The organism is Flavobacterium sp. UMI-01 (assembly GCF_019656315.1).
Taxonomy (GTDB): domain Bacteria; phylum Bacteroidota; class Bacteroidia; order Flavobacteriales; family Flavobacteriaceae; genus Flavobacterium.
On sequence record NZ_BPLU01000067.1, the window covers coordinates 48850 to 66676 of the forward strand.

The following is a 17827-nucleotide window of genomic DNA, read 5'->3' on the forward strand; positions in this document are numbered from 1 at the left end:
CAAGTTTCCTTTTGCGTCTTTTTTCAAAAGGTTGAAAACCACATTTACTAAAGCGGCGGTGGCTTCGTCTTTGGCCAATGAACTAATGAAATTGTTCACTTTTGCAATACCTTCGTTTACGGTGTCGTCCCAACCGTCATTGATGCGATAGCCTATTGTGATTTCGCCACCGTCAAAACTAAAGGTGTGTGATTGCTGTTTTGCTTTCACCCCGTATAAATCTGCTTTTAGTTTTAGAATGTTTTCAAAGTATTGGAAAACCTCGGTTTTGGCATTCGAAAGCATTTCTGAGGCTATAGCGAGTTTAAAAACGGCTTTAGCGGCTGATTGTTCGGCTAGCTCTTTATAAGCGGTTCTGTCAGCTTCTTTTTCGTTTTCCTGAGCTTTTGCAAATGCTTTTAATTGCTCTGGTGTGAATCTTTTTAATTCTTCTGGGATTACTGATGTTGTAGTCATTATTATGCTTGTGTTAGGTTATACATTGACTTAAAAAAATGTTCGGCATATTCCTGCCCTAATTTTGAAAACTGTTCCTCAGGAGTAGTTTTGTTTTTTTTAAACTCAGTAATGAAAGCAGTCATTTCTAAGCCGTCGATTTGAGTAGTTAAAATAATTGCTTCCTCATTATCATCATTAGTTCCTATTCTTATTAAAACCTGATGATCTTGTACCTCTAGTATTTTGCAAAATTGGTTTGCCATGATTATTGTTTTTAAATGTTTATAAAATCGTTTAGATTGTGTCCGCCCCAGTTGGTGGAATGAATTTTTTCGACCGTGAATTTTACTTTTGCCTCAATTTGGGGCGGTATTGTATAGGTTCTCACTTCGTGGGGGAATATTTCACCTTTGCTGTGGGATATCTGAGACAACAAAGCCCCACGCTCTTGATTGATGCAAATGCGTTCCTCTAGTTTGAACACGTATATCTTACCGCTGCTTTGAATATCGGAGCAATAGGCTAAGACGTTGTGTAGGTCTTCTAAGCGTTGAACGATAGCTTCTTTAGTCATAGTCTTGGTATTCTAAGCGGGTTTGTAAATTCCTAATGTCCGTTTCAATTTCTATCCTGTTAGGGTGGTTTGGGGTTTCTTTTAAAGCGGTTTCCAGTTCAGTTATTCTCGCTTCGATATCGGTTTTTTTCATGGGCTAGTTTTGGTTAAAAATTTTGAATTCGATTTTTTTTCCTGCAACCTTATTTCTTTGGGGTTTTAGCTCCCTTTTTTTAGCGTTTTGCAACAGGGCTAGTGGAAATCGCGACATTAACTTATAGATGCATCTGATGTAAAGCCAATCCTTTGAAATTCCTTTTACATCGGGATAGGTGGATAGGTATGTTTTGAATTCCACTTCTAATTTTGTGAGCTCAACCAGAAACCAATGGTTGACGGCTGAGTTTGCACTTACTTTTTGAAACTCTCTGTCGTTTAGGGTAACGCTTTCGACCCAGTGAAACCAAAAAACCAATAGAAAGTCTTCTTGGCTGTCGGAGGTTCTAAATTCTTTCATTAAATAATCTACTGATAACTCTTGTTTTGCTGTGTTGTTCATGATGCTGTGTTTTTAATTTCAGTTCCGTGATAGAGCATTGCGGTTTGCTCGTTGATTGTGATACTTCCCCCTGGACATCTGCCGCCGACAAATGCAGTTAAACCTTCGACCCTGAAATAAACGTTGCACAGCTTTTTTGCCAGTTTGGCCATTGCCGTGGTTGGCTCGTTTTTTTCCATGTGCGCCATTATGATGAAAAGTGTATCCGGGTATAAGCGTTTTAGCTTTCTTAATACTGCCGTTTTAAGGTCGTCAACGTAAGCCGTGGCGTTATCTATTACCGTTATCCTTGCTGATTGTCTTTTGTCTAGCATATTGGTCAAGTCTTCTATTTCTATGTAATCGTAAAACTTAATTTTGGTGTTCTTAAAATCAATTTTCGCCCTTGATAAATTTTGTTGGAACGTAAAACCTGTTCCCTCCTCAGCTGATATGTAATTCACATTTTCAAAATTGGTCAGGTACTCTGAAAGTAAAAGCGCTAGTGTGGTTTTTCCGTTCTTTTCGTTGCCGTATATTACCCAAATCCCGCCGCGTTCCTGTTCACCTAATACCTTAGCCCAAATTCCGTCAAACTTGAATGTTTTAAACTTTTTATTAAGTAGCGTTTTTGCTGTAATTCCTCTCGCCATATTAAGCCCCCAATTTTATAAGCGTTTCTAAATATCTTAGTGTACTTTCTTTGGCAAGGCATTTGTTGATTAGCGGTCTTATTTTCGCCTTATCGTTTACGTTAGCCGTTGCAACCGTACCAATAAGGTCAGAATAGTATTTTTGTCTGTCTTCCTTTCCGTTTGGTACTAGCTTGATGAACTCGTCAGAGAATCGGCTAAATATTTCGGCGTATCCTACTTTAGAGGCGCTCAATCCGCGGGTTATTTTCTTTCTTAAACCATCCGCGCCCATCATGTACCAGCCGCAAGCGCCGTCCGTTCCGTTCCAAATTCCTTTTAGTTCTAGAAAGGCGTCGTACTGTAAGTCGCCCGCTTCGTCTAAAATGATTAAAGGCTTTTCAAGTGTGGTGATGTAGTATTTTACATTCTCAAGGATTTCGTTGTACTTGCCGTTATTATCAATTCCAATGGTGCGGGCAAGTAGCTTAATGAATTGCTGTTTTGATTTAGCTTGGGAACAATCAATGTAAAAGGTGTTTTTCATTTTACGGATAATGTGCTTCGTGCAAAATGTTTTACCAATTCCGCAGTCGTCTACAAGAACCATAGAGCGGCTTAACTCTTTGCAAAAACTTAAGTTGTCTTCAATCTCGGTGTAAACGGCGGTGCGTGCTACTTTCCAGTTATCCTCGTACACTTTTACTTGTAATAAACGGCCAAGGGAAATCCAAGCGGTGTCGCTTAAGAGTTTCTCTGTTTCACCCCCTTTTAATCTGCTGTAAATTGATTTATTAATGCCTAAACTTTTTGAGTATTCAACATCATTACCGCCGTAATTGCTTCTATTTTCAATAATTGCCTGTCTTACTTTTTCTTTAAATTCTGCTGTTAAATTCATTTCTTAGGTTTTAATAGTTAAAGTTGGCGCGCCATCCTGCCGACGCATTTTGATTGGGTTGGTATTTTAAATTGTTATCCTCCTCAGGCTCGTCTTCAAAAACTTCTACTGGCTCCTCACGGGCTTCGTATCGTTTTAGGTTTGGGATTCTGAAATTTGAGTTAACCGTTTTCGGCGTATTGTCAATAATTTGAATTTTCTCTATTCGGTTACGTTGACGTTTTTCAAAGGCGTCTACTGATGCCACATAAGCGGCTTGTAGTTTTATTGCTTCGTTATCCGCGTCAGTTCTTTCAATTGTAGCCCTGTTGTATCGTGGCATTTCCATTATTTCGCAAATCATTCTATTGTTTAGATACACTATTGCTTTTAACACGCTGCCGTCATTACCGTCAAGCCAATAAACGTCTAACTCTTTGCCCTCAATGGCTCTCATTTTTTGTATAAGAGCTTCGCCCGTTAAAATCATTCCCTCATCGGCTATGGCTCTCTTTTGCCCTTGAAGCCTTACATAACCCGCATTGCATGAGGTTGTTGTTTTGTACCCTATAACTGGTAAAATTGCTTCCCAGTTGGTCGGCTTAAGGTTAGGATGTTGGTTTTGTTCGAAATAATCCCAACGGCTCAACTCTTTGTTATCGGGGTGTGGGCTGTTGTTCCATTTTTCCAGTTCTAAAAGCCTTTCGTTAACCAAAATATCAAAAGGAATTACCTCTTTTTTAGTGGCGTTTAATTGGTTTGCTTCTGATTTTGCGGTCGGTCTGGCTAGCCACCCGGCTGCGCTTTTTTCAACTTCATATCTAAGCTTACCGTTCATTCTTTCAATGTATTTTCCACGGGCATTGTTGGCCTCAATTTTTACCTCCTGAAACATTGCGCCTGGTCTTAATAATGTTTCTTTGAAGCTGCTATTTAATGAGCTTTCACACTCTAGCTCATACGGTAGGCAAAATCCCCATTCGGTATAATTTCTAACCATTTGTCGGTAAAAATCAACGATGATTCCCTCTTTAGTTTTTCCGTAAACGAATGTGGTAAAACATTGAGAGGCTATATCAACCCCGAGATAAAACCAAACTCTATCGCCTTTGGCATTGTAAACAAATGGCGGCTGTCTGTCGTCAATGGAAATAATCGAACCGGCAAGTGTAGGTAAATCCATTTGATGATGAGGCTTAAAGTTCCCCATGTACTGCTGACGGTCTCCGCTTCTTGCTTTGTGCGTTGCGATCTTGTTTTCCCACTTGTTTATGTAGCTTATAATTGTCGTGTTTGATAGGCTTTTGAATTCCTGCGGGTTGTAAAGCTCTCCGGAGTCTTCGTTGTAAACCTCTGCATAACCATTTAAGAACGCGTCGTAATTTCTTGCTACTTCGGTCGGGGTTGGTTTATGTAATTGATTTTTAAATAAACCGTTTAAAATCATTTCCGTTTTGTCGTCCACTTTTCTGGCGTTGTTGACACGTCCGCCGTTAGGGTCTTTTATTAGCGGGTAATACAAATCTTCTTTACAGGCCTTTAAAAGCTTTTTAAACTGCTTTTCACTCGCGGGAAGGTTATGTGTTACCTCGTGCTTAATTTTTAGCGTATTGTTGAAATTTTCAACGTCTTTGACCACGGTGGCGGTTATTCCTCTAAGCGAGCCTTTTAATTTGATGCGCTCCTGTGTTCGGGCTTGCTCTAATTTTATAGCTGCTTTCATAACACTTGCGTTAATTATGTATCGCTCTTGTTCGTCGGCTTCCAGTTTGTTGCCTGCTCTTTTAAATCTTGAGTAATAGCGAACCGCGTCGGCGTCAAATTCAAAGAATGTTTCTAAAGGGTTGTCAACACGTCTAGGGTCTCCCAAAGCTTCCTGAATGTGTGGCTTAAGTGTGTCGAAATTGATAAGAAGCTTTCGACCATTGCCACCGCTTTGCAGGCGCTTTATTCCAAAGGGTTTGTCCTTGTACCGTTGGATTTCTTTTTGCAGGGAGCTTAAGGTTTTCCAGAAAACTGGAACAAGTTCCTCGAACTCTACTGCAATTTCATTATTTGAATACTGATATGGCATAACTATTTTTCTAGTGTTTTGTCTATAAGCCTTTGAACTTTTCCCTCGTTGTCTTGTTCATTAGCCTTAAGCATAATCTTGTAATCCTTTTTGATAGAGTCGGGAGTTACTCCCTGTTTGTTTCCGCATATACATTGGCGGATATAGTATTTTGTAACACCATATTTTTGAAACAATGCCTCTAAAATGTCAGAATCGTAGGAATTATAAATTTTTGTCTTACTTTTGTTCATGGCTTTGCTTGTTTTAAATATTGAAACAAATATATAAACTTGTTTAGAATAAACAATAAGGAATTATAAACTTTTTTATAATTATTTTTTATATGACTGAATTACAGAGAATTAAGATTTCAATTAAAACATTGATAGGCTTAGGTGTAGGTAAGAACCAGGAGGATATTGGTAAGCAATTAGGTTACTCAAATAAGTCCTCATTTTCGCAGGTACTGAACGGAAACGTGGGCTTACCCTCTGATTTTGTTGACCGTTTATGTAAATTAGACGACCGCTTAAGTAAGGCTTGGATAAAAAAAGGTGACGGCGACATCTTGCTGAATCAGTCAAACCAATCTAAAAAAGTTTATAATAGTGATCAATCAAGCGCCGAAACAACCCTAAACGAGAATATAGATAGTGATTGTATTAAAGAAAAAGGTTTACCACTCATTCCGGTCGAAGCAATGGCAGGGTTTGGGGCGGGAGAAGTACAAGTTATGGAATACGAAACGCAACGGTTTATAGTACCCACTTTTAAAGGGTCTGATTATTTAATAAGCGTTAGAGGTAGCTCAATGTACCCAAAATACAATAGCGGGGATATTGTGGCGTGCAAGCATTTAGCTATTGATACATTTTTTCAATGGAATAAAGTTTATGTCTTGGATACTGAGCAGGGCGTTTTAATTAAACGTGTATGTAAGTCGGACAATGAAGAGTTTGTAACAATTGTTAGCGATAATAAAAGCTACGAACCTTTCGAGCTTCACAGGTCTAAAATACGCTCAATAGCGATAGTGACAGGAGTAATAAGACTCGAATAGTAGTTTTTTTTTCAATCCTTTATCGGTGTTTAACATGTAATTTATTGATAATCAATAATATTTACATGTATTTTGTTGTTTTTATTTTGCTATTAAGTGCTTTGAGTTTTTTATTTTTACACAAAAAGCAACGTTTTATCATAATTTCACTAACATAAACAAGTTTATATTTTATAAACTTTGTCCATGCAAATGTCCACGCAACTGTCCATCCTAACCATAAATTCAAAATTTCTCTATTTTATTTTAATAGAGTATCCGCAATAAAAAAAGCCTCATATATGAGGCTTTAATTTGGCTTTAAATAAGCTTTAAACGTCAATTAAATAGAGGTTTTAGGTATATTTGCACCTCTTAGTTATACCAATTGATTTAAAGCGGTAGAAGTAACCTTAATCGGTAGTAGCTAAATGGTGGTAAACATACAAAAAATAGAAGTTTTGTTTTTTTTGAGTTTTCGACCATTTTTTACGTGAAGTATTGATTTTTTTGGACTTTTCGACCTTTTTTATATTTAATATACTTAGAAATATTGTTTAACGGCCTATATATTATTATTTTTTATTTTTATTCCACATAAAAAATAATAACTATGAAAAAATTTATCTTACTTGCTTTCGCTTTCCACTCTTTCTTACTTTCCGCACAAGAATATGAGTACAAACTAGTTACTTGCGTTGAATCGATTGTACCTAGCGGCTTGGGACGTTCTAGAATGATTGATGTTCAAGACAAACGAAATTTTAAAGATTTCACCTCAGGACATAATGAAGGGCGCAACAAAAGTGATCGTTCAGATATTAGAGTCGAAAACTTTGAAGAAACTAAACTTTTAAATTTTTACAATCTTGGCGGTATTCGATTTGAAAATATTGCTGCAAATGACGCCCTTATCAGCTCAAAAATAAACACTTTGGCTACGGAAGGTTGGGAATTTATGCAAGTAGTAAGTGGCGTAGAAAGTGATGCTGGTACCAATGACGGACAAGGAATCTACATCACCCGAATCATTTTTAAAAGGAAAAAACAATAATAACTTCGTGAAAATATACTAATTCAAATGCAGTGTGAGGTCATTAGACTTTACACTGTATTTTTTTTGAGATTTATTTCTTAGTAGACGAATTCATAAAAATTGACCACTTAGGGATAATTCATTACACTTCTTATATAGCGTCATTATGAAAATGAATTGTGATTTGTAGCCCTGATGGAAGTGGAAATCCTTGTGGTGGCTGGTCCCGAAGCTTCGGGATAAGCCACCACAAGATTACTTCACTATATTTTATTTACATAGGAGTTCAGTGAACTGTGTTTATAACGGACAGCAGGAGGAATCGTTCTTAAAACAAGAAAGGTTCAGCTCCTAAAAAAATAATTTATTTGCTTTGGATACGCTTAGTCAAGCCTAAAATAAAACAGATTACACCAAAGACTAAAAACACATAATACCCTATAATGCTGTTGTTGCGAATAAGGTTCGCGGCCACAAAACACAAAACACTTAAAAGATACAGGTTGAGAGGTGTTAATTTATGATAAAAATTCATTGTTGTTTATTTAAAGAAACTATCTACGAATTCGTATTTATTAAAAACTTGTAAATCTTCAATTCCTTCGCCAACCCCAATGTATTTTACAGGAATCTGAAATTGGTCTGAGATACCAATTACGACACCCCCTTTGGCAGTTCCATCAAGTTTAGTCACAGCAAGAGAAGTCACCTCAGTTGCAGCGGTAAACTGCTTGGCTTGTTCAAAAGCATTTTGCCCAGTCGAACCATCCAAAACTAATAACACATCATGAGGTGCATCGCCTACGACTTTCTGCATGACACGTTTTACTTTAGACAATTCGTTCATTAAGTTGACCTTGTTGTGCAAACGACCTGCGGTATCAATAATCACCACATCGGCGTTTTGAGCAACGGCAGATTGCAACGTATCAAAAGCGACTGAGGCAGGGTCACTTCCCATCTCTTGGCGTACAATTGGCACACCTACTCTATCGGCCCAAATTTGTAATTGGTCAATAGCGGCAGCTCTAAAAGTATCGGCAGCCCCTAGAACAACATTATGTCCTGCTTTTTTGAATTGATAGGCTAGTTTACCAATGGTGGTTGTTTTTCCCACTCCATTGACTCCTACCACCATTATGACATACGGTTTGGTTTGAACAGCAATTTCAAAATCTTTGGCTTCACCAGAATTAGTTTCAGATAAAAGCCCTGCGATTTCTTCCTGAAGAATGCGATTCAATTCTTCGGTTCCTAAGTATTTATCTTCTGCCACTCGTTTTTCAATGCGAGTGATAATTTTTAACGTAGTATTTACCCCTACATCCGAAGAAACTAAGATTTCTTCTAAATTATCCAATACATCATCATCCACCTTTGCCTTACCCGCAATGGCTTTGGTCAATTTTGTAAAAAAAGAAGTTTTTGTTTTTTCTAACCCTTTGTCTAAAACCTGTTTTTCTTGTTCGGTTAGACTTTGGTCTTTTTTGTCAGATGAAAATATTCTTTTAAAAAAACTCATAGTAGGAATTGTAATAAATTCGTATGTATAATCGGTTAAAGATAAAAATAAAAAAGCTACTTCCGATTGAAAGTAGCTTTTTTATATAATGTCTTTTAATTACTTCTTTTTCAAGAACTCATCAACAGCTTCTGGAGCTAAGATAGTTTCTACGAATGTATATGCACCCGTTTTTGGAGATTTTACCATTTTGATGGCTTTTGATAATCTCTTAGAAGATGTTTGTAACGATGCTACTGTTTTCTTTGCCATGTCTGATTATTTTTTGAAATTTTTTAAAATAAAAATTTCTAATTATTTAATTTCTTTATGAACAGTAACTCTTTTCAAGATTGGATTAAATTTTTTAATCTCTAATCTATCTGGAGTATTTTTTTTGTTCTTAGTTGTTATATATCTTGAAGTTCCTGCAACACCTGTAGTTTTGTGCTCAGTACACTCTAAAATCACTTGAATTCTATTACCTTTCTTTGCCATCTTGCTTTATATTTAAATAATTGGAAAAAGATTATTTAATAAATCCATTTGCTTGTGCTTTTTTCAAAACAGCAGCAATTCCATTTTTGTTAATTGTTTTTATCGTAGATGCTGCTACTCTAAGAGTAATCCATCTATCTTCCTCTGGAAGATAAAAACGCTTCTTAACTAAGTTTACAGAAAATTTTCTCTTAGTTTTATTCATAGCGTGAGAAACGTTATTTCCTACCATCGCTCTTTTACCTGTAAGGTCACAAACTCTTGACATTATATATATCTTTTAATCGTTATTCAAAATCAGGGTGCAAAGAAAAGAAAAATAAACGTACTAAACAAAATTTTACTTCACAAATTTTACAATTTCTTTTTGTAACATTTCCAAACTTTTATAGACTGCTCTATCTATCACTTTTTCACGAGGTTGCCCAAAATTAAACTCCTCTACCACCACCCCCTCTGGGGTAGCCAAAGCAATAAAAACGGTTCCTAAAGCTGCATCTCCTTCTTCTTTTGTTGGCCCTGCATTTCCAGTTGTTGCAATTGCATACTCTGTTTTCATCAACGTTTTCACACCCAATGCCATAGCTCTAGCCACTTCGGCACTCACAACGGAATGTTGTACTATCAAATCGCGCTCCACAGACAGAATTTCTATTTTAGTTTCAACAGCATAAGAAACCACACTGCCCTTTAAAAAGCCAGAAGCTCCAGGAACCCTTGTTAACAACGAGGCAATCGCACCACCTGTACAGCTTTCGGCTGTGGCAAGGGTTGCATTTTGTTGTTTTAGCAAATTCCCAACCAAGACTTCAAAGGTTTCATCTTCTTCCAAACCTACTATAATATCATCTATAATAGCTCTCAACAACACAATTTGGTTTGCAATTTCATTTTCTAATTTTCCCTTATCATTCCCTCTAGCAGTTAATCGCAAACGAACCCTTCCTGGGCTTGGTAAATAAGCTAGCTTGATAAAACTAGGCAAATCATTCTCCCATCTTTCAATACGTTCTGCAACCATACTTTCGCCTTGACCATAGGTCATTATGGTTTTATGTAAAATATAAGGACGCTCATATTCTTTTACCAACTTAGGAACGAGTTGGTTTTCTATCAAATACTTCATTTCATAAGGCACTCCCGGTAGCGATACAAACACGGTTTGTTCTTTTTGCATCCACATGCCTGGAGCTGTACCCACTTCATTGTGAAGTACCGTACAACGTGAAGGCACTAGGGCTTGATCTTTGTTAATTTGAGTAATAATCCTTTTATAAAATCCTTCGATAAGTTCCGTTACATGCGCCAAAACCTGATTATTGACTACCAATTCATCTTCAAAATAATCACAAAATGTTTTTTTGGTCACATCGTCTTTTGTAGGCCCTAATCCTCCAGTAATCACCACCAAATCTACTTTATTTTGTAGTTTTTGAAAAGTATCCAAAATGTGCTGTTTGTCATCACTTATCGAAATCATCTCGAAGGTCTCGATGCCTATTTTATCTAATGATTTAGAAATAAAAGCCGAATTGGTATCTACAATTTGACCAATTAGAATTTCGTCCCCTATCGTAACAATACTTGCTTTCATGTTTATTATTTGAACTATTTTATAGAAAAAAATTCAACACTTAGACAGATGCCAAATGTTGAATTTCAAAGTTTTTTTACACCAATAAAATTTAGCTAGGCAAATCAAAATCTTTATTGATTTCCTTGATAGCATCTTCAATTTGCTTTTTCACACTTTTGAAAGTATCAATAATATCTTTTTTCTTTCCTTCGGTTTTGGTCCAAGCTTCAATTTGCAGAATTTCTTCAAAAGCAACGCTTAATCCTAGTAAATCTAAGGTGGGTTTGATTTTGTGTGCATACGCATACGCATGTTTGTGATCTTTCTTTTTTATTCCTTCTTTGATTTGAATTAAATCTTCAGGAACTTCCGTCACAAACAAAGTCAAAACTTCATTAACAAAATCTTGATCATTATCTGAAAGCTCGTACACTTTGGAAAGGTTGTAATGTAATGCCATTATTTTACTTGTATTCTAAATAGTTTTTGTCCTTCTAAAAATCCCTCTAAAACATCATCCGGTTGCACTACAGCGACTCCTTCGGGAGTTCCTGTAAAAATAATATCTCCAATTTTTAATGTAAAAAACTGTGAAACATACGAAATGATTTCATCAATTTTCCACAACATGGCCGAAGTATTTCCTTTTTGAACCGTATTTTGATTATTGGTTAATTCAAATGTAAGATTTTCTAATGAACTAAACTGATTTTTATTTAAAAATTCTCCAATCACCGCTGACCCATCAAATCCTTTAGCAATTTCCCACGGCAATCCTTTCTCTTTTAGCTTTGCTTGTAAATCTCGAGCAGTAAAATCAATTCCTACACTAATTTCGTCATAATATTTATGAGCAAACTTAGCATCAATATACTTCCCTACCTTATTAATCTTTACAATCAGCTCTACTTCATGATGAATCTCTTCCGAAAACTCTGGAATTACAAACGGATGTTGTTTTAACAATACTGCTGAATCAGGCTTTAAAAAAATTACTGGAGCATCGGGTCGTTCATTTTTTAACTCTTCAATATGTTTGGCGTAATTACGACCAATACAGATTATCTTCATATTTTTAGTGGTCAATGATCAGTTATTTAGTGGTCAGTTTATAATTAGTAATCAGTTTGTCGAGATGTAAAAAACTGAATACTAAAAACCTGTACACTGAATACTTATTTCGTATTTAACTTCCTTAATTTAATCGCTGTCAACACCTTTTTAGTATATAAAGGGAAATCGGCATTTTGGATCCAACTAAAATAACCTGGTTCAGCTTCTAAAACCGCTTCTACTTTTTTGCCTTTGTGTTTTCCAAAAGTAAAAATTTCTTCACCATCTTTGTCAAAAGCGATCATCCCAGCAAAATCAGCTACTTTTTTACGAGTTGAAAATTCAGACAAGGATTTGATATCATTTTCTAAATCTTCATACCGATCTAATTGCGCCTTCAAAATTTCGTAAGTCGCCATGGTATCCACTTCTGCTGAATGGGCATTTTCTAAATTTCGGTCACAATAAAATTTATAGGCAGCACTTAATGTTCGCTCTTCTTTTTTATGAAAAATGGTCTGAACATCGACCGAGACTCTGTTTTTCATATCAAAATCGACCCCTGCTCTTAGTAGTTCTTCCGCCAAAAGAGGAATATCGAAACGATCTGAGTTGAACCCTCCCAAATCACTATCTTTAATCATATTATAAATTTGTGGAGCCAATTCTTTAAAAGTAGGTTCATTAGCAACTTTTTCATCGGTAATCCCGTGTACTGCTGTTGTTTGAGGCGGAATAGGAATCATGGGGTTTACCAACCATGTTTTACTTTCTTTATTTCCATTAGGATATACTTTAAAAATTGCTATTTCAACAATTCTATCTTTTCCTATGTCAATCCCTGTAGTTTCGAGGTCGAAAAAGCAAATTGGTTTATTGAGTTTTAATTCCATTTTATTTTTTTGAAAGAAGTACAAATATAATTTTTTAAGACGGTTTTTATTCGAAAAAAGAAACTATTTTGGTTTTGTTAGAAATCTTTTTTCTCACCACAAAGTACACTAATTAGTACCAATTTTACAGCCTTCATTATTTCACAAATTCATAAAAATGAAAATTATTTAATTTTATTCTATGACATCTTTTTTTTAGCATAAAATGTTTAACGTTACCCATACTATCTAAGGTTGTATTGATTAATGTAATTGAAAAATACAAATTAAAGAAATTTGTGCTAATTTACTTTACCCGTTCCCTATCGCTCGGGTGTGCAATTAATAGTTAATCTAAAAAAATAACCCCAATAAAAGTGAATTTATCGGGGCTTACTATTTTCTATATTCTCTTTATTAAAAATCACGATTCACATCAAAAGATTCTAAATATTCCGCTACTCGTTTTACAAACATGCCACCAAGAGCTCCATCAATTACTCGGTGGTCATAGCTATGCGTTAAGAACATTTTTTGGCGAATACCAATAAAATCACCTTCGGGTGTTTCAATAACCGCTGGCACTTTACGGATGGCTCCAAGAGCCAAGATTCCTACTTCAGGCTGGTTGATAATGGGCGTACCGAAAACACTTCCAAACGAACCTACATTAGTAACAGTATAAGTACCGCCTTGCGTATCATCTGGTTTAAGTTTACCTTGTTTGGCACGGCTTCCCAAATCGTTTACTGCTTTGGCCATTCCTACTAAGTTCAATTGGTCCGCATTCTTAATAACTGGCACAATTAAATTTCCGTTAGGCAATGCAGCCGCCATACCTAAATTAATATTTTTCTTTTTGATGATATAATCTCCATCAACTGATACATTCATCTCAGGATAATCTTTCAACGCTTTGGCTACAGCCTCCATAAAAATGGGAGTAAAAGTCAACTTCTCTCCTTCTCGTTTTTCAAATTCAGTCTTATGCTTATCACGCCATTTTACAATATTTGTCACATCGACTTCAATAAACGACTGTACATGCACCGATGTTTGAATCGAATTCACCATATAACCCGCAATTAATTTGCGCATACGATCCATTTCTACAATTTCGTCTCCACCATTTACAGAAACTGGAGTTGCTACTGGGGTTGTCTTCGTAGAAGTTACAGGACTTAACGACTCGGCATTATTGTTTTTATTGGTTTTTCTGTTCTCAACATAAGCCAAAATATCGTCTTTGGTAACACGATTATCCTTACCCGTTCCTTTTATCTTATCGAGCTCTTCTACTGAAACTCCTTCGGTATTGGCTATATTTTTAACTAATGGAGAATAAAATTTTTCTGAACTCGAAAAATCAACTGGAGCAGTCACCATATCTTTGGCAACCTCTACCGCTTTAGCGACTTGTTCTATAATTTCGGGAGCAACGTTAGCCGATTCTTTATCTTTAGTTTCTTCAATATCATTGGTTTCAATAATAGCAATAGTTTGTCCTACTTGAACCAAATCATCTTTTGCAAAAAGTTGTTCTACTAATACCCCAGAAACTTCACTTGGCACTTCACTATCCACTTTATCTGTAGCGACTTCAATTACAGCTTCATCAGCTTCGATGGTATCACCAACGGATTTCAACCAGTTTGTAATAGTTGCTTCTGCGACGCTTTCTCCCATTCGAGGAAGTTTTAATTCAAATCTTGCCATATAGTATTAACCTAAAAAAGGTGTCTTTATTTTCTGTTTGCGAAATTAGTGAATTTTTAAAACATAAGTTTCATTAATTGTTTTTTATCAAGATAAACGCATTAAAAGTTTCACACGAATTTCACGAATCATAACAGATCTAAAGCGAATAAAAAAAATTAATTACACTAATTTCTCACTGCCTTAGGCAGATTCGAGGAATTTATAGCGCCTCGTTTTCCTGTTAATTCGTGTATGAAATTTCAATAATAGTCCCTCTTTCGTTTGAAGTATCGCTACCAATTAAAAAACCATTATTTTTTGATAGAATTTTAAATGTAAACCGCTTATTCTTTATGCGTTCCATAAAAGCAATGCTGTCTTTAAACAGAATTGAATTGGCGTCTAATAAAATTTCTACAGGAGATTCAGTAGTTAATGAAGAAAACACCATTTTCTCCGTATTCAAATCGTGAAAAACTACTTTTTTTCGCAATGCAGTTTCAATTTTTTGAACCAAAGACTTGTTTTTAGAATACAACACAAAGTGTTCTTTCTCTTTTTGAATCAGTCTTTTTCCTTGGAACATTTTCACCAATGAAAAAAAGACAATCCCCATTTTCATAAAAATCGAAAACAAAACGGATACTTTAAAATGCTTCCTATAAAAGAAATTCATCGCCTCTTGAAAACGTTTCATATAGGTTCCGTCCTTAATCGTGCTCTCGCCTTTATAGTGAATCACGGTCGTTTCATGAAAATAATAATTGGTTTTGCCTCTTTGTAAGACCCTATACGACAAATCAATATCATCCGAATACATAAAGCAATCTTCATCAAATCCGCCAACATCTAAATACAATTGACGTTCCATCACCATAAAAGCGCCAACCAGGATTTCGACTTTCCCGGTTTGATTCTCCTCCAAATGCCCTGCGTAATAACTATCAAACCAAACTGTTTGTGGAAACAGTTTATACAAGGCAGTGATTTTCGTAAAAGCTACCCAAGGGGTTGGAATACCCCTCTTACTTTCGGGTAAAAAATTCCCAGCTCCATCAATAAGTTTTACTCCTACAATGCCTAGATTTTTCTGCCTTTCGGCGAAAGCCAATACGTTGACAAAAGTATCCTCGGCCACAACTGTATCAGGATTGAGGATGCAAATGTATTTCCCTTTGGCTTGGGCTACGCCAATGTTATTGCCTTTGGGAAAACCCGAATTCTCTTTGTTTTCGATGAGATTCACGTTTGAAAACTGTGCTTTCATCATTATACAACTATCATCGGTTGAATTATTATCAACGACAATTATCTCCGCATCAATACCATTTAAAGCGGCTTGAACGCTAGAAACGCAAAGCTCTAAAAAATACCGAACGTTATAATTAAGGATGATTACCGATAGTTGCATGTCACAAATATAGAGAGATAAATTGCTTTTGAAAATTATATTGAATTACTTTTACATAACAAGAATATAGTTTATAGAAGCCACGAATTCACGAATTTTAAATTTAATATTCTATAAATGGTGACTTTCTACCAAAATTTCAAAACTTTAATTCGTGAATTCGTGGCTAAATAAATCAGCTTTGTGATTAAATCGACAAAAAAAATGAACCCCTTTTTTATCCTTTTTCTACTTATCTTCACGCATTCTTACAGCCAAATTTCAGGTTGTACCGACCCTTTGGCTAAAAACTATACTCCAAAAGCGACCTTAAACGACGGTAGTTGTTGTTACAAAAGAGTCAAAATTAAACCCCTTTTCTCTGTCAAGCTCAGCGATTCTATTGTCGAAACTTCGAGTCTGATTCATTACGGCGGACTTTTATGGACGGCTAATGATGACACGGATGCGACACTCTACGGCATGGATTTTAATGGCGTTATCAAGAAAAAAATTAATATTAGCGGTTTAAAAAACAAAGAATGGGAGGAAATTTCACAAGACAGTAGTTTTATTTACCTTGGTGATTTGGGCAATAACTTCCAAGGCAACCGAAAAGATTTAAGCATTTTACGCTTACGCAAAAGTGAACTATACTCCGCAAAACCAATTATAGACACCATCGCTTTTTCGTATGCCAATCAAACCGACTTTAGCATTCAAAAACCAAATAAAACCAACTTTGATTGCGAAGCTTTTATCGTCTCTCAAGACAGTATTTTTCTTTTCACCAAACATTTCAAAGACAATAAAACAACAGTCTATTCACTGCCTAAAACACCCGGTACTTTTATTGCCAAAGAAAAAGAAACCTATAAAGTTAAAGGATTGATTACAGGTGCCACTTATATAGAAGATAAAAAATTAATTGCTCTTACAGGTTACAAAAAACACCTCAAACCCTTTATTTATCTACTTGATGATTTTGAAGGAAATCATTTTTTCTCGGGCAACAAACGCAAAATCAAACTCAAACTCCCTTTTCATCAAGTGGAAGGAATTACAACAAGCGACGGTTTGCATTTTTATATTACCAACGAAAAAGCGGTTCGAAAACCATTATTCAACGTCCCACAAAAGCTCCATCAGATTGATTTGAGTTCTTATTTGAAAAACTAAACACAGATTGGACAAATTAGCACAGATGAATCTCATTAATCCTTGAAATCTGTGGCAAAAAAACTTAATTAATCTAGGTGTTTCTGCGTCACTTTCTGTAATAATTTTTCAAACTTAATCTAAAAAATCAGTACTATACAGGACAGCTATTTGTAAATTGTACCGTTACTTTGCGCTCCTAAAAAATTACTTTTCATGAGAACACTTCATACTTATTTCATTTTCATAACATTCTTATTTGCTATACAGTCAAATGCACAAAAATGCATCTCACTTTTCAATCAAAATGACTTAGAGGGTTGGTATGCCTTTAGTCCCGAAACAGGAAAACAAGAAAATGCTGCTGCTCTCTTTACAGTACAGAACAACCAAATACGCCTTTACGGTAAAAAAGCGGGCTATTTGATGAGCGAAAAATCATTTCACAATTTTATTTTAACCGTAGAATACAAATGGAATACGGACGAATCTTTTGTTCGAAAAGGAAACAACAAAAACAGTGGTGTGATGTACTTAGTTCCAAGTAATACTCCTGATGTTTTGTGGCCCAAAGGGATTCAGTTCCAAATTAAAGAAGGCAGTACAGGTGATTTTGTACTTCTTGACAATACACCAATTACAGTAAAAAGAAAATTAGTAGCCCCCGGAAAAAGTGTCGTTTCACAACGTTTTGCTGATGCCGAAAAACCAATTGGCGAATGGAACACGATTGTCATCAAATGCAAAAACGGAAAAGTAATCCAAAAACTAAATGGAAAACTAGTCAACAAAGGAAATCAAACTACTTTACCCGAAGGACGTGTTTTACTACAATACGAAGGTTATCCTATTGATTTTAGGAAAGTGGATGTTAAGGTATTGTAACAAACTAAAGTTGAATCCTCTTTT

Annotated in this window: 22 protein-coding genes and 1 pseudogene; 4 read left to right on the top strand and 19 right to left on the bottom strand. The window is 35.7% G+C overall.

The window, feature by feature from the left end; genetic code table 11:
• The 9 genes and pseudogenes from K5R64_RS14145 to K5R64_RS14185 form a co-directional block, all read right to left on the bottom strand.
• Positions 1-456: pseudogene (locus K5R64_RS14145) on the bottom strand (hypothetical protein); the annotation flags it as partial.
• A gap of 2 nt (positions 457-458) precedes the next feature.
• Positions 459-701, bottom strand: a complete 243-nt coding sequence (locus K5R64_RS14150) for a hypothetical protein (RefSeq protein WP_220764350.1) — start codon at positions 699-701, stop codon at positions 459-461.
• Between the two features lie 11 nt (positions 702-712).
• Entirely contained in the window at positions 713-1012 is a 300-nt protein-coding gene (locus tag K5R64_RS14155; protein WP_220764353.1) for a hypothetical protein, read from the bottom strand.
• The gene (locus K5R64_RS14160; protein ID WP_220762854.1) at positions 1005-1145 is read right to left on the bottom strand and encodes a hypothetical protein; all 141 of its coding nucleotides are present in this window, start codon (positions 1143-1145) and stop codon (positions 1005-1007) included. The genes K5R64_RS14155 and K5R64_RS14160 overlap by 8 nt, the downstream gene beginning before the upstream one ends.
• Before the next feature lie 3 nt (positions 1146-1148).
• On the bottom strand, positions 1149-1550 hold the full coding sequence (locus tag K5R64_RS14165) for a hypothetical protein (protein ID WP_220764354.1): 402 nt from the start codon (positions 1548-1550) through the stop codon (positions 1149-1151).
• A complete protein-coding gene (locus K5R64_RS14170; protein ID WP_220764355.1) occupies positions 1547-2182 on the bottom strand; it encodes a hypothetical protein in 636 nt (211 codons plus the stop codon). Before K5R64_RS14170 ends, K5R64_RS14165 begins: the two co-directional genes overlap by 4 nt.
• Position 2183: 1 nt before the next feature.
• Positions 2184-3062 carry an ATP-binding protein gene (locus tag K5R64_RS14175; RefSeq protein WP_220764356.1) on the bottom strand — a complete coding sequence of 293 codons (879 nt, stop codon included), beginning with the start codon at positions 3060-3062 and terminating at the stop codon, positions 2184-2186.
• A gap of 10 nt (positions 3063-3072) precedes the next feature.
• The gene (locus K5R64_RS14180; protein WP_220764357.1) at positions 3073-5115 is read right to left on the bottom strand and encodes a hypothetical protein; all 2043 of its coding nucleotides are present in this window, start codon (positions 5113-5115) and stop codon (positions 3073-3075) included.
• 2 nt (positions 5116-5117) lie between these two features.
• Positions 5118-5348 (bottom strand): hypothetical protein, encoded by a 231-nt coding sequence (locus K5R64_RS14185; protein ID WP_220764358.1) that lies wholly within the window; start codon positions 5346-5348, stop codon positions 5118-5120.
• A gap of 92 nt (positions 5349-5440) precedes the next feature.
• Here K5R64_RS14185 and K5R64_RS14190 point away from each other — a divergent pair, with 92 nt between their 5' ends.
• Both K5R64_RS14190 and K5R64_RS14195 read left to right on the top strand, forming a co-directional pair.
• Positions 5441-6157 (top strand): S24 family peptidase, encoded by a 717-nt coding sequence (locus K5R64_RS14190; protein WP_220764359.1) that lies wholly within the window; start codon positions 5441-5443, stop codon positions 6155-6157.
• Between the two features lie 592 nt (positions 6158-6749).
• Positions 6750-7190, top strand: coding sequence for a hypothetical protein (locus K5R64_RS14195; protein ID WP_220764360.1), 441 nt, complete (start codon positions 6750-6752; stop codon positions 7188-7190).
• Between the two features lie 523 nt (positions 7191-7713).
• On the opposite strand, the gene ftsY is transcribed toward K5R64_RS14195, so the two are convergent.
• The 10 genes from ftsY to K5R64_RS14245 form a co-directional block, all read right to left on the bottom strand.
• Positions 7714-8694, bottom strand: a complete 981-nt coding sequence (gene ftsY, locus K5R64_RS14200) for a signal recognition particle-docking protein FtsY (RefSeq protein WP_220764362.1) — start codon at positions 8692-8694, stop codon at positions 7714-7716.
• Between the two features lie 99 nt (positions 8695-8793).
• Positions 8794-8946: a DUF4295 domain-containing protein gene (locus K5R64_RS14205; protein WP_220764364.1), complete on the bottom strand. Its 153-nt coding sequence runs from the start codon at positions 8944-8946 to the stop codon at positions 8794-8796.
• Positions 8947-8988: 42 nt separating this feature from the next.
• The gene (gene rpmG / locus K5R64_RS14210) at positions 8989-9171 is read right to left on the bottom strand and encodes a 50S ribosomal protein L33 (RefSeq protein WP_007805817.1); all 183 of its coding nucleotides are present in this window, start codon (positions 9169-9171) and stop codon (positions 8989-8991) included.
• Between the two features lie 31 nt (positions 9172-9202).
• Positions 9203-9439, bottom strand: a complete 237-nt coding sequence (gene rpmB, locus K5R64_RS14215; protein ID WP_220764366.1) for a 50S ribosomal protein L28 — start codon at positions 9437-9439, stop codon at positions 9203-9205.
• A 72-nt stretch (positions 9440-9511) separates the two neighbouring features.
• Entirely contained in the window at positions 9512-10765 is a 1254-nt protein-coding gene (locus K5R64_RS14220) for a CinA family nicotinamide mononucleotide deamidase-related protein (RefSeq protein ID WP_220764368.1), read from the bottom strand.
• 91 nt (positions 10766-10856) lie between these two features.
• Positions 10857-11207 carry an Hpt domain-containing protein gene (locus K5R64_RS14225; RefSeq protein ID WP_220764370.1) on the bottom strand — a complete coding sequence of 117 codons (351 nt, stop codon included), beginning with the start codon at positions 11205-11207 and terminating at the stop codon, positions 10857-10859.
• Positions 11207-11818 carry a fumarylacetoacetate hydrolase family protein gene (locus K5R64_RS14230; protein WP_220764371.1) on the bottom strand — a complete coding sequence of 204 codons (612 nt, stop codon included), beginning with the start codon at positions 11816-11818 and terminating at the stop codon, positions 11207-11209. The genes K5R64_RS14225 and K5R64_RS14230 overlap by 1 nt, the downstream gene beginning before the upstream one ends.
• Positions 11819-11922: 104 nt before the next feature.
• Positions 11923-12693 carry a 3'-5' exonuclease gene (locus K5R64_RS14235; protein ID WP_220764372.1) on the bottom strand — a complete coding sequence of 257 codons (771 nt, stop codon included), beginning with the start codon at positions 12691-12693 and terminating at the stop codon, positions 11923-11925.
• A 396-nt stretch (positions 12694-13089) separates the two neighbouring features.
• Positions 13090-14388, bottom strand: a complete 1299-nt coding sequence (locus K5R64_RS14240) for a dihydrolipoamide acetyltransferase family protein (RefSeq protein WP_220764373.1) — start codon at positions 14386-14388, stop codon at positions 13090-13092.
• Between the two features lie 223 nt (positions 14389-14611).
• Positions 14612-15781, bottom strand: coding sequence for a glycosyltransferase family 2 protein (locus K5R64_RS14245; protein ID WP_220764374.1), 1170 nt, complete (start codon positions 15779-15781; stop codon positions 14612-14614).
• A gap of 204 nt (positions 15782-15985) precedes the next feature.
• Between K5R64_RS14245 and K5R64_RS14250 the strand changes: the two genes are divergently transcribed.
• Entirely contained in the window at positions 15986-16939 is a 954-nt protein-coding gene (locus tag K5R64_RS14250) for a T9SS C-terminal target domain-containing protein (protein WP_220764375.1), read from the top strand.
• Positions 16940-17134: 195 nt separating this feature from the next.
• Positions 17135-17803 carry a DUF1080 domain-containing protein gene (locus K5R64_RS14255; protein WP_220764376.1) on the top strand — a complete coding sequence of 223 codons (669 nt, stop codon included), beginning with the start codon at positions 17135-17137 and terminating at the stop codon, positions 17801-17803.
• The last annotated feature ends 24 nt before the right edge of the window (positions 17804-17827 follow it).

Bases quoted from the DNA above. Each gene is read 5' to 3' on its own strand.
- K5R64_RS14150 (WP_220764350.1), bottom strand. From the start codon at position 701: ATGGCAAACCAATTTTGCAAAATACTAGAGGTACAAGATCATCAGGTT.
- K5R64_RS14155 (WP_220764353.1), bottom strand. From the start codon at position 1,012: ATGACTAAAGAAGCTATCGTTCAACGCTTAGAAGACCTACACAACGTC.
- K5R64_RS14160 (WP_220762854.1), bottom strand. From the start codon at position 1,145: ATGAAAAAAACCGATATCGAAGCGAGAATAACTGAACTGGAAACCGCT.
- K5R64_RS14165 (WP_220764354.1), bottom strand. From the start codon at position 1,550: ATGAACAACACAGCAAAACAAGAGTTATCAGTAGATTATTTAATGAAA.
- K5R64_RS14170 (WP_220764355.1), bottom strand. From the start codon at position 2,182: ATGGCGAGAGGAATTACAGCAAAAACGCTACTTAATAAAAAGTTTAAA.
- K5R64_RS14175 (WP_220764356.1), bottom strand. From the start codon at position 3,062: ATGAATTTAACAGCAGAATTTAAAGAAAAAGTAAGACAGGCAATTATT.
- K5R64_RS14180 (WP_220764357.1), bottom strand. From the start codon at position 5,115: ATGCCATATCAGTATTCAAATAATGAAATTGCAGTAGAGTTCGAGGAA.
- K5R64_RS14185 (WP_220764358.1), bottom strand. From the start codon at position 5,348: ATGAACAAAAGTAAGACAAAAATTTATAATTCCTACGATTCTGACATT.
- K5R64_RS14190 (WP_220764359.1), top strand. From the start codon at position 5,441: ATGACTGAATTACAGAGAATTAAGATTTCAATTAAAACATTGATAGGC.
- K5R64_RS14195 (WP_220764360.1), top strand. From the start codon at position 6,750: ATGAAAAAATTTATCTTACTTGCTTTCGCTTTCCACTCTTTCTTACTT.
- ftsY (WP_220764362.1), bottom strand. From the start codon at position 8,694: ATGAGTTTTTTTAAAAGAATATTTTCATCTGACAAAAAAGACCAAAGT.
- K5R64_RS14205 (WP_220764364.1), bottom strand. From the start codon at position 8,946: ATGGCAAAGAAAACAGTAGCATCGTTACAAACATCTTCTAAGAGATTA.
- rpmG (WP_007805817.1), bottom strand. From the start codon at position 9,171: ATGGCAAAGAAAGGTAATAGAATTCAAGTGATTTTAGAGTGTACTGAG.
- rpmB (WP_220764366.1), bottom strand. From the start codon at position 9,439: ATGTCAAGAGTTTGTGACCTTACAGGTAAAAGAGCGATGGTAGGAAAT.
- K5R64_RS14220 (WP_220764368.1), bottom strand. From the start codon at position 10,765: ATGAAAGCAAGTATTGTTACGATAGGGGACGAAATTCTAATTGGTCAA.
- K5R64_RS14225 (WP_220764370.1), bottom strand. From the start codon at position 11,207: ATGGCATTACATTACAACCTTTCCAAAGTGTACGAGCTTTCAGATAAT.
- K5R64_RS14230 (WP_220764371.1), bottom strand. From the start codon at position 11,818: ATGAAGATAATCTGTATTGGTCGTAATTACGCCAAACATATTGAAGAG.
- K5R64_RS14235 (WP_220764372.1), bottom strand. From the start codon at position 12,693: ATGGAATTAAAACTCAATAAACCAATTTGCTTTTTCGACCTCGAAACT.
- K5R64_RS14240 (WP_220764373.1), bottom strand. From the start codon at position 14,388: ATGGCAAGATTTGAATTAAAACTTCCTCGAATGGGAGAAAGCGTCGCA.
- K5R64_RS14245 (WP_220764374.1), bottom strand. From the start codon at position 15,781: ATGCAACTATCGGTAATCATCCTTAATTATAACGTTCGGTATTTTTTA.
- K5R64_RS14250 (WP_220764375.1), top strand. From the start codon at position 15,986: ATGAACCCCTTTTTTATCCTTTTTCTACTTATCTTCACGCATTCTTAC.
- K5R64_RS14255 (WP_220764376.1), top strand. From the start codon at position 17,135: ATGAGAACACTTCATACTTATTTCATTTTCATAACATTCTTATTTGCT.